Annotated in this window: 12 protein-coding genes; 11 read left to right on the top strand and 1 reads right to left on the bottom strand. The window is 57.0% G+C overall.

The annotated features are described in order from the left end of the window. Positions 1-80: 80 nt before the first annotated feature. Entirely contained in the window at positions 81-566 is a 486-nt protein-coding gene (locus tag D882_RS0100875; protein WP_027921493.1) for a hypothetical protein, read from the top strand. Here D882_RS0100875 and D882_RS0100870 read toward each other — a convergent pair. Then, positions 556-849 (bottom strand): hypothetical protein, encoded by a 294-nt coding sequence (locus tag D882_RS0100870; protein ID WP_155953688.1) that lies wholly within the window; start codon positions 847-849, stop codon positions 556-558. The genes D882_RS0100875 and D882_RS0100870 overlap by 11 nt on opposite strands. A gap of 211 nt (positions 850-1,060) precedes the next feature. On the opposite strand from D882_RS0100870, the gene D882_RS01000000130715 reads away from it, so the two are divergent. From D882_RS01000000130715 to D882_RS0100815, 10 genes are all read left to right on the top strand, one after another. Then, a complete protein-coding gene (locus tag D882_RS01000000130715) occupies positions 1,061-3,121 on the top strand; it encodes a hypothetical protein (protein ID WP_155953687.1) in 2,061 nt (686 codons plus the stop codon). Between the two features lie 6 nt (positions 3,122-3,127). After that, positions 3,128-4,111 carry a hypothetical protein gene (locus tag D882_RS0100855; protein WP_027921490.1) on the top strand — a complete coding sequence of 328 codons (984 nt, stop codon included), beginning with the start codon at positions 3,128-3,130 and terminating at the stop codon, positions 4,109-4,111. Beyond that, positions 4,112-5,218, top strand: a complete 1,107-nt coding sequence (locus tag D882_RS0100850; RefSeq protein WP_027921489.1) for a phage late control D family protein — start codon at positions 4,112-4,114, stop codon at positions 5,216-5,218. It begins immediately after the preceding gene. Beyond that, complete coding sequence (locus tag D882_RS0100845) at positions 5,215-5,796, top strand: phage baseplate assembly protein V (protein WP_027921488.1); 582 nt, start codon at positions 5,215-5,217, stop codon at positions 5,794-5,796. Before D882_RS0100850 ends, D882_RS0100845 begins: the two co-directional genes overlap by 4 nt. Next, positions 5,793-6,158 (top strand): hypothetical protein, encoded by a 366-nt coding sequence (locus D882_RS0100840; protein WP_027921487.1) that lies wholly within the window; start codon positions 5,793-5,795, stop codon positions 6,156-6,158. Before D882_RS0100845 ends, D882_RS0100840 begins: the two co-directional genes overlap by 4 nt. Before the next feature lies 1 nt (position 6,159). Further along, the gene (locus D882_RS0100835) at positions 6,160-7,287 is read left to right on the top strand and encodes a baseplate J/gp47 family protein (protein WP_027921486.1); all 1,128 of its coding nucleotides are present in this window, start codon (positions 6,160-6,162) and stop codon (positions 7,285-7,287) included. Then, on the top strand, positions 7,288-7,944 hold the full coding sequence (locus D882_RS0100830) for a hypothetical protein (protein WP_027921485.1): 657 nt from the start codon (positions 7,288-7,290) through the stop codon (positions 7,942-7,944). Between the two features lie 55 nt (positions 7,945-7,999). Then, the gene (locus D882_RS1000000132970; protein WP_050590123.1) at positions 8,000-9,748 is read left to right on the top strand and encodes a hypothetical protein; all 1,749 of its coding nucleotides are present in this window, start codon (positions 8,000-8,002) and stop codon (positions 9,746-9,748) included. A 13-nt stretch (positions 9,749-9,761) separates the two neighbouring features. Beyond that, entirely contained in the window at positions 9,762-10,127 is a 366-nt protein-coding gene (locus D882_RS0100820; protein WP_027921483.1) for a tail fiber assembly protein, read from the top strand. 96 nt (positions 10,128-10,223) lie between these two features. Then, positions 10,224-12,257, top strand: a complete 2,034-nt coding sequence (locus D882_RS0100815; protein ID WP_155953686.1) for a hypothetical protein — start codon at positions 10,224-10,226, stop codon at positions 12,255-12,257. Positions 12,258-12,272 lie beyond the last annotated feature (15 nt).

The raw sequence follows: 12,272 nt of genomic DNA, 5'->3' as shown, positions 1-12,272 counted from the left end.
TTTTCCATCCTGTTCTCTGAATTCGAGGGCTCGGGGATATGGAACTGGTCCAGCATGCAATTCGAGAAGGGGGACTGACCATGGAATTCAGCAGTTTGGGTAGCCTCGCGCTGCACCTGGTCAGTCAGGAAGTAACGTTGCTGGCCAGCCTCCACGAGGGGCTTGAGAAGTGTGCGGAGAAGGTCGAGACGACTGCCAAGGACGAAATCGGGCACTACCAATTAGGTATTGGTCCGTTTCCCGCCTGGGCTGATCTTGCCGACTCCACCGAGGAACAGAAAGCGAAGATGGGCTATCCATCCGACGCGCCATTGCTTGCCAGTGGGGCGATGCAGAACAGCATCACCCACACCACGCATGTGCTGGAGACGGTGATCGGCTCAACGGACGAGAAGATGGTCTATCACGAATTTGGAACGCCGAAGATGCCGGCGCGCCCGGTGATGGGACCGGCAGTGCTTCGCAACAAGGAGTACATCCGGCGGGTTTTGGGGCTGGCGACCGTTACCGGCCTGATTGGAGGCTCTGCAATTCATGCCTCGCTGGGCTACGACTCTACTCCGTGACCCACATTGAGCCTTTGTCGGTCTTGACCTGCGTATACAGGCCATCTCGCTTCAACACGCGGAACTTGCCTGTCAGCGGCTTGCACATGAAGGTCGAAAGATTGACCAGTGACTCACGCATCTCAGCCCGTTGAGCAACGTAGTGCGGGTTGTCTGACACGATGTTCTGCATCAGCACCTGCCGGGACTGCTGAGTACCCTGGTCTTCGCAACCGTATTCTCCATCGAGCTTCAAATCGTCAGCCACTACCGAGCTTGAAGGCGCGGCGGCTTTTTCATGCAATCACCGAACGAAGAGCGCATACAGCGTGAACAGGATCGCGCACAGAGCTCCGCCGGCAAAGACGAGACCCAAGCTGCAAAGTGTGAATAGCAGCAGGCCATTCTGCACGCCAAGAGCTGCGGGTTTTTTCGTGCCTACTTCCTCGATCCGGTTGCCTCGCCATTCGTACGTTCGATACCCATTTGCCATGTGATTCACCCACAGAATAGGAATGTTGATTATGGCATTTGAGGCGTACTCGGTTGCCGTCAAGCTTTCGCTCATCAACCACGTCAGCGCCGGCATGCTGATGATCAGCAAGAGCCTGGCCACCACGGGCCAGGATGTCGACAAGCTCAATGCTAAGCTGGCGTCTATCGGCAAGCAAGGCGCTATTGGGGGCCTCATGGTCGCCGGAGGCCTTGGCATCGCTGCGATGTTCAAGACGCCGCTCGACGAAGCCAAGAAGTTTCAGAACGAGGTAGAGCGCTTCCGCTCCCTCGGGCTCGGCGACAAGGTCACCGATGACGCTGTGAAATTCGCCAGCGGCATGAACACTTACGGCACCAGCATTCGCGAGAACCTCGGCCTGTTGCGTGATGCACAAACCGTTTTCGGCGATTTCCACGAAGCGCAGATGGTCGTACCGCTTCTGTCCAAAATGAAATTTGCCAACGCCGCGCTCTATGGCGACGAAGGCGGCGCGATGAAAGATCGCGCATTCATGGACATGCTTAAAGTCATCGAAATGCGCGGCGGCCTGAAGAGCGAAGAGGCGTTCAATAAGCAAGCGAACATGATCCAGCAGGTGCAAACAGCAACCGGTGGACGCGTTGGTGCGAATGAATACCTGAACTTCATCAAGACCGGCGGCGTGGCTGCCAAGGGTATGGCTGACGACAAGTTCTACTACAACATGGAACCGCTGATCCAGGAGATGGGCGGCTTCCGAGTGGGTACGGGCCTCATGTCCGGGTATCAGAACCTCGTCCAGGGTCGAACCACGGCCCGCGCCGCGAACGAGCTCATGCGCATCGGCATGCTTGATCCCAAGAAGGTCGACTACGACAAGGTCGGCAATATCAAGCAGATCAAGCCGGGCGCCGTGTCGGGCAGCGATCTGATGGTCGCAGATCCATTCAAATGGATGCAGACCGTAATGCTGCCGGCGTTCGCCAGTAAAGGAATAACCTCACAACAGGCAATCCTTAACGAAATTGGCGCGATTTTCACAAATCGAACGGCGTCCAACCTCTATTCGACGATGTTCCTCCAGCAGGCCAACATCGAGAAAAACATGAAACTGAACGCCGGTGCCGCCGGTATCAACGAGTTGGAGAAGAACGCCAAGAACACGCTCTCCGGTAAGCAGCTGGAGTTCGGCGCGAAGTGGCGTGACTTGATGTTGAATCTGGGCGCTGTTGTGCTCCCGCTGGCCATCAAGGCCCTCGATAAGCTGAACCCGGCACTGAAAGACCTCGCTCTATGGATGAATGACAACCAGGGCAAAGTGAAAGGGTTTGTCTACGCGCTCATGGGACTGTCGGCGTTCCTCATCACCGGTGGTTTGATCAACATGCTCATCGCCGCCGGGCGCGGGTTCTTCCTGCTCGGTCAAGCGATGATGTTGTTCAGCTCTAAAGCCCTCGCACCGCTGGTTCCATGGCTCGCAAGGATGGGGACGTACATCGTCATGTTTTTCGTGAGCCTTGGTCGTGCGCTGCTGATGAATCCGATCGGACTGATCATCACTGGTATCGCCGCCGCTGCCTTCCTGCTCTGGAACAACTGGAAGGAGATCAGTGGTGCGCTGAAGCTCATGTGGAATGACATGAAAACCGGCTTCATCAAGCTGTTCAATGGCGATATTGGTGGCGCGTTCAAGTCGTTCGCTCTGGTCTTCCTGACTGGCTGGCAGACGATCTTCAACACATTGATCGCGGGTGCGAACCTGATCTTGCCGTCCTCAATGCAGATATCAAAGGCGACCTTCGCAGATGATTATCGCGGCAAGTCGTCACAACCGCAGGCATCTGCCGCGCCAGCCCCTTGGGCACTTTTGCCAAGCCTTGCGCCGAAGGATGTGCAGCCGATGGTGGCGCCTGTTCCGCCAAAACAGTCACTCACGGTGCAGCTGACACAGCCAATCCACCTGGACGGCAAGAAGATTGCTGAGTCGGTAACGACCCACCAGGCCAAAGATGCTTCCAAGCCACGGACAGGAACGCAGGGCTTCGACCCTACCCGCAGCATGCTGATGCCAGGAACCCCGAGCACAGCCTACCCAAGGTGATCAACGATGAGCTTTACGAGCTTCCTGGACAACTTCGCTCCGGGCGGGGACCCCTTTGCCACTCGTTTGATCGTCGGCGATGTTGAATTTACCGGCCTCGAAGTACCAGAGGCGGTGACGATCGGCGCCAAGCAACAAATGGTGGTGCACAAGTTGGTCGGCGGGAAACGGATCGTCGATGTGCTTGGCGTGGATTACAAAAACATTTCGTGGTCCGGCTGGATGACCGGCGCGACAGCAGGGGATCGAGTCAACGAGCTCGAAACACTGCGCGACGCCGGCCAGCCTCTGACGTTCAACATGGACGGGTACTACTTCAACGTCCTGATCCAAGACTTCGACGCCCGTTTCGAGCACGTCTATCGCCGGTACTACAGCATCGAGCTTGTGGTCGTCTCCAGGCTGGATGCTCCCGTCACTGAAAACGCCTTGGCGGGCACGCTGGACGCCTTGATCAACAGCGATGTGGGTGAATCGCTCGGCCTGGCGAGCATCATCAACTCCGATGCGGTGACCACCAGCATCAATACGGTCAAGGACGCCGTGTCGCAGGTGCAGGGCTTCGCGAACGCCACTATCGAGACGGTTCAGACGGTCATTCGCCCGCTTGTTGCAGCTCAGGCCGTCGTGCAGTCGGTGATCTCGCAAGTCGGAGCCTCAATCAATGACATCACCACGCTGGGCGGGCTGATTCCCGGCAACCCGGTGTCGACCGCGGCAAACAATGTCTTGCGCCAAGGTGCCGCGCTTACCCAGCTCGCGCCGCTGTACCAGATGCAGAGCGTGCTGGATCGCATGCAGAAGAACGTGCTGGCTGGGCCTCTCGCTAACGGCACATCCAGCGTCACTACAAGCAACTCCACACTGCAGAAAGTCGCCGCCGATAGCTACGGCGATCAGTCGCGCTGGACCGAGATTGCCGCAGCCAACAGTATCGTCGACCCACAACTCGACGGCATCCAGACGATAAAAATCCCAGTAGGCGAATAAATGGACCTGAACAAAGCCGAGACAGAGCAAATCGTCCGGCAGGTAGTCGGCCGCCTGCTGTTGAATGGGGTCGAAGTGCCGTTCGTGTCGTGCGAAATCGACAGCAACGCCTTCTACTCGGCAGACACGTTTTCCGTGCTGTTCGCCAGGACGAATTTGCCCCCGCCATACAACACGGTGTCTTGGTGGTCGACACAAACCACGATCGAAATTTCCATTTCAATTGGCCTTCTCGACCAGAACATCGAAGACTGGCGCGAGCTGGTCGTCGGTGCGGTGGATCGCCTCAGCTTCCGAATGAGCCAGTTCGAAGTGAACGTTGAGGGCCGGGACTACACCAGCAAATTCATCGACACGAAGACGAACGAAAAATTCGCCAACATGACCACCAGCGAGGTGGCCACGTTGCTCGCCAATCGCCGCGGGCTCACTCCGGTAGTGACGGCGACCAAGACTCAGGTCGGCGGGATTACGAAATGGGACCACGCGCACTGCACCGATGAGCGCACGGAGTGGGACTTGCTGGCGTACTTCGCTGGCCTGGACGGCTTTCAAGTCTACGTGACCGGCAACGAGCTGCACTACGAGCCGGCTCTCGACCCTGAAACCACTGATCAGTACCTGATCCGCTGGGTAGAGCCGGGGGCGCTTGCTTATCCGCAGTGCAATACGTCGGATGACCTCACGTTCGAGCGTGATCTAACGCTGGCGCGCGGGGTGACGGTGCAGGTGCTGTCCTACAAGGACGGTAAAACCTACAAGGCCACCTATCCGACCAACTCTGCGAAGGGCATTTCACCGGGGCAGGCGACAGCGAAGCGCCAGGTCTACGAGATCAAGCGTAACGGCCTCGACCAGTACGCCGCGCAACAGCTCGCGCAGAAGATCCACAAGCAAATCACCGACCACGAAATGCGCATGTACGGCTCGCTGCCGGGTGATAACTCGCTGATGCCGAACACGATCGTGCGCGTCGAGGGCACCGGCTCAGGGTTCGACCAACTCTATTACGTCGACTCGGTCCGGCGGTCACTGAGCTTTGAATCTGGCTACACCATGAGCCTGTCGGCCAAAAACCATAACCCCAACTCGATGGTGCAACCATGATCGCGAACCTTGCCAATGCCATGCGGCAGCAGCAGACAGACGATCTAACCGGGCCCCGCACCGGGACGATCACCAGTTACGACGCAGCCAACGGGGTGGTGAAGGTAGCGCTTCAGCCTGAAGGTCGGGAAACGAACTGGTTACCGCTCGACTGCCCCGGCGTTGGTAATGGTTGGGGCTTTCAGATCGGCCCGCAAATCGGCGATGAGGTCACAGTCAGTTTCGATTCGTCCGATCCCAACCTGGGCAAGGTCACAGCGAGGCACACCAACAGCCAGAATCAGCCGCTGCCGGTGCCGTCCGGTGAAATTTGGGCCGTTCACGAGTCGGGAGCGCTGCTCAAGTTCTTCAACGACGGCACGGTGACGCTGCATTCAGGCGTCGCCATCAATTACGACGCCCCGCAACACCATTTCACCGGCGGACCGGTCTCGATGGACCACAAGCTGACCGTGACCGATGAGGATGGCATCGAGGTTGTCGGTGGCGACGTCAAGGCCGACACGATCAGCCTGAAACTCCACAAAACCAGCCAGGTACAGCCTGGTACCGGAACCTCTGGAGTGCCTGTGCCATGAAGGACCTGAACCACTATCCCGGAGACGACCTTTCACTGTCCCCGACCGGAAGCTTGTCGCCGGTCGAGGGCATGGAGAGAGGCAAGCAAAGGATTCTGCGCAGATTGATCACAAACCCAGGCGATTACCTGTTCCATCCAAATTACGGCGCCGGGCTCGGCCGATATGTCGGCGCTCTGATGAACATCCCGGAAATCATCTCGCTCATTCGCGGGCAGATCCTCCTTGAGGATTGTGTCGCCAAGAAGCCGGCTCCAGTGATTTCTGTCACGCCGGGCAACGACTCCATCTCCGTCAATATCAGCTACACCGATTCGCCATTGGGCGAGCCGGTGACGCTCTCGTTTGAGGTAAATCGCTGATATGGCATCGCTCAATATCAAGGACTTCACTACCCTTGTCCGGGACCAGGTGACTGCCATACAGGGCAGGGCGGCCGGGCTTGTCGACTTCACCATTGGCTCGCTGTTGCGGGCCATCACCGAAAGCAATGCAAGTGTCCTGCAGTGGTTACAGCAGCTGATCGTGACACTGCTTGCGACCACTCGAGCCTCCACGTCATCCGGCGCAGATCTGGATAGTTGGATGGCGGATTTCGGGTTCTTCCGCCTTTCGGCCAGCTTCGCGACCGGCAGTGTCACCTATTCGCGGTTCACCCCGACAAACTCAGCGCTGATCCCGATCGGCGCCTTGGTGGGCTCCACCGACGGGTCACAGCAGTATTCTGTGACGATCGATACCACTAACGGGATGTATAACGCCACGCTCGGCGGTTATCTGATCCCGGCCGGCATCGCGACCGCGACAGTTCCTGTCATTGCCACCACAGCGGGCGCCGCTGGCAACGCTTTGATTGGCACGGTCACGGTAATCGTCGGCAGCATCAGCGGGGTGGATACGGTCACGAACTCTGCGGTCTTCACCAATGGGGTCGATCCGGAAGGGGACTCTGCGTTTCGCGCCCGGTTTGTCCTGTGGGTGCAATCGCTTTCGAAGGCGACAAAGGCTGCCATCGGGTTCGCTCTATCGTCCATGCAGCAAGGCGTTTCCTACACGCTCACCGAGAATCAGGACTACAGCGGCAACTTGCTGTATGGCTACTTTTACGCAGTCGTTGACGACGGTAGCGGCGCGCCGTCCGGTGCGTTTCTGGTGTCGGCTGGCGCGGCTATCGAATCTGTCCGTGGGTTCACCACGCGTTACGGTGTGTTTCCACCAGTACTGGTCACGGCCAACGTCGGCATGACCATTGCCACGGACCCAACAGTCACGCACAGCGTGGTGGTCGCGCAGGTGACCACCGCCATCCAGACCTACATCTCCAAGCTCGGCCTGGGGCAGATCCTGCCTTTCACACAGCTCGCCGCCATTGCCTATGGCGTCAGCCCAGCCATCACGAATGTCTCCGGTGTGCTGCTCAATGGCGGAACGGCTGATCTCGGGGCTACCAATAAACAGGTCATCCGACCCGGCACAGTTACGGTGGCTTAAATGAGTACTGGCGATCAAACGGACATGTTCGGCCGGCTGAAGAGCCTCTTGCCTCTGGGCTGGTTCGGCGACGACAACCCGGTCCGAGATGCGCTTTTGTGGGGGTACGCCCAAGCATTGTCCTGGGGCTTCACCCTCTACCTTTACGCCAAGGATCAAACGCGGATCAAGACCGCTACGGATAGCTGGTTGGATCTGATCGGGCTGGATTTCTTCGGCAACAATCTACTCAGGCTGTCGGGCCAGCTTGACGCCAGCTATCGGAACCGAATCCTGATCAACATTTTCAGGGAGAGGGCCACGCGGCATGGCATGGATCAAGTTCTCTTCGATCTGACCGGGCGTCACCCGCTGATTATTGAGCCGGCCAAACCGGACGACTGCGGCTGTCTTGGGCGCACGCTCGGGCTTGGTGTTGCCGGCCCGCTCGGCTCCACGAGTTGTCCGTACCAAGCATTCGTCACGGCCTACAGGCCAAGTGGTAACGGGGCAGCAAATTGGCCTGGCATCGCCACCAACTGGTTTGGCCTCTCACAGACAAGTGCCTTGCTGCCGGTCTCTCAGCTTTTTTCAGACGTGTCTGACGACGATATCGTTGCCGCTATTGAAGCCACGAAGATGTACGGCTCCACGGTCTGGTACCGGATCACCAACTGATTTTCACTCATTCAACTCTATGCCCGCCAAGTGCGGGCTTTTTATTGGGGATTCCATGGACAGACAGATCGTTTACCCGGGCCAAATCCTGCCGGAAACCAGCCTGCTCCAGATGGCCAAAGATGCAATGATCGGCCTTGCCAAGTTGTCGGCCACCGTTACTGGCACGAGCACCATGGCCAGCGGGTTCGCCGTAACGCCGACAGGTCCGGCATCGCTGCAGGTGGTATGTGCTCCTGGCGAAATCTATAGCCTGACCAGCATCGACGCTTTGGCCTTCTCGTCGCTTCCTGCCGACACGACTCATTCGATCATGAAGCAGGGAATCCTGCTTGATGGCGTGACGTTGAGCTGCCCCGCGCCAGGTACTTCAGGCCAATCCATCAACTATCTGGTTCAGGTGACCTATCAGGACTCGGACTCTACCCCTGTTCTGCTGCCTTATTACAACAGCGCGAACCCTGCGCTTCCGTACAGCGGTATGGGCAACAACGGATTGACGCAAAATACTGCTCGCAAAGGGATTGCGGTGGTGTCGGTGAAGGCAGGCGCATCGGCGGTGACTGGGAGCCAGGTAACTCCGGCACCTGATGTCGGCTATGTGGGCTTGTACGTTGTCACCGTGGCGTTCGGTCAGACCACCATCACCAGCGGAAGCATTGCTCAATACAGTGGCGCGCCACTGCTCCCGAGCGGATTCATCCAAGCTCTGCAAAGTGGCTCGCCAGTCAGCGCGAATGACATTGGCACCGCCAACGTTTATGCGGCCAACTTCACCCCAGCCATTACAGTCCTCACCGACAAGATGATGCTGCGCCTGAAGGCCGCCAATGCCAACACCGCAGCCAGCACCTTCACTCCAGCACCGGGTGTCATTGCCGCTGCGCCAATCGTCGGCGGCGCGCACGCCGCGCTGCAGGGTGGTGAGATTGTCCAGAACGGCGAAGTCTGGCTGCAATACAACACGTCCGTTGGTGCCGGTTCCTGGATCATCATCGCCAGCTCCGGCGGAGCGATGCAGGTTGCTCCGGCGACGAAAAGCGCCCATGCGATGCAGCTTTCGCAAATGGCAGCGATTACCGGCGGAATGAAGAACGCCAGGATGTCCATTCCTACGCCAGCGGGTGGTCCTACCTTTACCGCTGATGAGATCGTGGTAAGCACTGCTCTCGGGGGCTTGAGTTACAGGCTTTCCAACTTCAGCAAGCTCATCAACGGCGGCGCCACCGGTGCTGGTGGGATGGATGTCGGCACTGCACCTGCGAGTGGCTATGTTGCGATCTACGCGATCTACAACCCAAACGCACCGCTTTCAGGGTCCAACCCGGCTCTGCTTGGCGTAAACGCAACAGCCGCGGCTCAACCGGAGGTGTACGGCGGGGCAAACATGCCTGCAGGCTACACAGCCTCAGCTCTGGTCAGCGTGTGGCCAACGACTCCAGGAACTGCATTTGCGGCGGGCTATCAGGCTGACCGTACCATCAGCTTTGGTGGGAAAAGTGTTCTGTCAGGCGGCACGGCCGTTACGGCGACCGCCACTTCAATCGCAAGTGCTGTTCCGCGAAATGCCAAAACGTGTGCGGGCTACGCAATCAACAACGCAGCCAACGGCGTTATCCAAATCGGTGCCGACGCCAACTATTCCGGCGGTGGACTCGTGGGTGTTGGCAACGTATCGCCTGCCACAGCCCCGATCTGGGGATGGTTTGCAACACCGATTATCACGCCACAAACGATCTACTACGCGGCAACACAAGCCGCATCTCAAAACGGCGTTATCTGGCTTTCGTCGTATACGTTTTGACTGGGGGTGAGGAATGAGCGTCATACACGTGCAATTTGCAGACGATACGGAAGCGGTTGTGATGACAGTTTTCGGATGCGTCCAAGGCCCGGAGATTCCAAATCAAGGAGAAATCGAAGAGGAAGACCCGAGATACCTATCGTTCCTGGAGTCGCGGCTGCCGAGCGCCAAAGACAGTGCAGAAAGTTTGCTCCTGGAAAAGCTGCGCAATGCCGAGTTGAACATCGCGCCGCTTCGATACGCCGACGAGCTCGGTGAGTCAAACGATGACGACCAGGTGCAACTGCTGGCTTGGAAAAAATATGCCGTTGCCTTGATTCGCGTCCGCACCCAGGCAGGATTTCCACAAATAATCGAATGGCCCGTTGCACCGGCGTAATTGTGGCGAACTCACACGCGCTATGGATAAGCAGCCCCTCCTGGCTTACCATCGGCGACTTTATTTGAAATTAGTCGTCTGGTGGTGAGCGTGCTCATGGATAACCGCGTTTCCCGCGCAAGGAGAAAATTCTTGCAAATATTAGGATTGGGAGTTGGCGCAATAAGTGTGGATGCTGTGGCACGCGGCAACACCAGTCATGGCAACGCAGTACCTTCAAATCGAGTCAATATCATTGAAGAAGGTGGTATTGACGACGATGCTTCGGATAATACATCCGTCTTCATGAAGATATTTCGGAACAATCCGAATGGCTGCGTCATCGAAATGCCACGGTCTTCGCACGGTGTTTATTTCATCTCTGGCAATAACCATTTTACCGATATCGGGAAATTCGTTTTAGATCCTGGTGTTGGTGTTTCGGTCAGATTCGATGCTTGGGAATGTTTTCTTGCAGGCGATGGAGCCAGAACAACAGCTCCTCTTTCCATAAGATATGACTCGCTTAGATATACGTTCACTCTTGGGCCTGAGGCGTATAAGAGCAACGTAGAAAAGTCCTTTTTCATGAGTCCGCTGCTTGGCGAGGCTGAGATTCCTGAGTCGCTCGATGCGTCTCGTTTTTTCAACCAGACAGTCAATCTCACGAATGGTGACCTAAGTTTTTCTACACCCGTTCTCGCGTCAAAAGACCTCGTCATGTTCTCCAGCGTTCCGGCGACTGGGTTTAATTTGACGACTACGCCGGTTCGACCTGGGCATGAGATTCATGGCTGCTTTGACACAGCCACGTTCTGCGGCCTGGTTGCGGCAGCGGTTGTCACGGATGAGGGCTGGTGTATCGCCTATCAGCACACCGCGGGCGGCCCGATAGGCATAGCGACAAAGAGTGGCTCTCAACCAGTCAGCTTCTCAAAGCCGATCATCTACCCCATGCAGGAAAGGAAGGAATACTTCGCCAAGAACGCCACCGTAGGCGTCAGGGTGCATTCCGCCAAGATGTTTTCCGTGGTTTTCAACGGGCTGGAAGTGGCGCGGGTGAAAAATGCGGGTGGAAACATCACCTATGCTGGGTGGGCCGTAGGCAATCAAACCGCGGCTGGCGCGACCTCGTTGGTCGCTCCGTATCGTGTGATCGGCAAGAAGTCCATGGGTTCGAGCCCGCTGAAAATTGTTGTATGCGGGGATTCAACCACTACTGACACTGTTGCAGGTGCCTGGCCTGGTCACATGCGGAGATTCCTCACGGGGATGTCCGGCGTCCAGATCATGGAGCTCAAAAACCTCGCAGTGGCTGGTGATATTTCGTCCCAGCAAAAGGATCTGCTGCTTGCGACGGACATAGAAGGTTATAACTACTGCCTGATTCAGCTGGGCATCAATGACATTCAGATTTCGAACTACATCACTGCGTATGTCGCTGAGATTGAAGCGATGGTCAGCTATTGCCAGAGCAAGGGCGTGACACCAATCGTTGGTCTTCCGACGTATTGGTATGGAAGGGCTGACGCTTTGCCGTACGGAAATATGGGACAGGATGCTCTTCAATCCGAGAAGGGCGCACCATTCCGAAATTATCTAATGCGTCGTCTGGCGGATCTGGGGGTACAGGGAACGACACTTGCCATCCAGGATCAAGGCGCTGTGATGGCCGACTTCCTGGCTCGCTCGAGTAATGATCCGATCGTAGTCGACAACATCCATCCTGGTGCCTACGCGAGAATGGTGACGGGATTTGCGTGGGCGAAAGCCTTGGCCGGCGCCATATCACCGAAGGTGTCGAAAGACACACCGCCAAAGACGGTGAACGCGAACTGGCTTTACAAGGGGTTTGGCTCAGCAGCGAAGCCGGTCTACTCGATTCAGGGAGATCACTTCTCGCTTTCCGACTGTTTGTCATACAGCGGGCTAAGGCTGGTCGATGGATCAAACATAATGGCGGTGCCGGCGGCATTCGCCACCAGATGGCAAAAGCTCATACCGGTCACCTGGCAGAAAGCAACAGGCGAGATCGGCGGGGTAGTGCACATCCTTGCGGGTGTAGATGGATCCTTTAAAATTTTCGACTCGCCCTATGAGGGCAGCTATTACATCAATCTGAGTGCAATTTCCTATCAAATTGCAGAATAAGAAAAGCCCGGCATG

Source organism: Pseudomonas sp. URMO17WK12:I12 (genome assembly GCF_000514395.1).
Taxonomy (GTDB): Bacteria; Pseudomonadota; Gammaproteobacteria; order Pseudomonadales; family Pseudomonadaceae; genus Aquipseudomonas; species Aquipseudomonas mucoides.
This window is presented reverse-complemented; position numbering and strand designations above follow the sequence as displayed.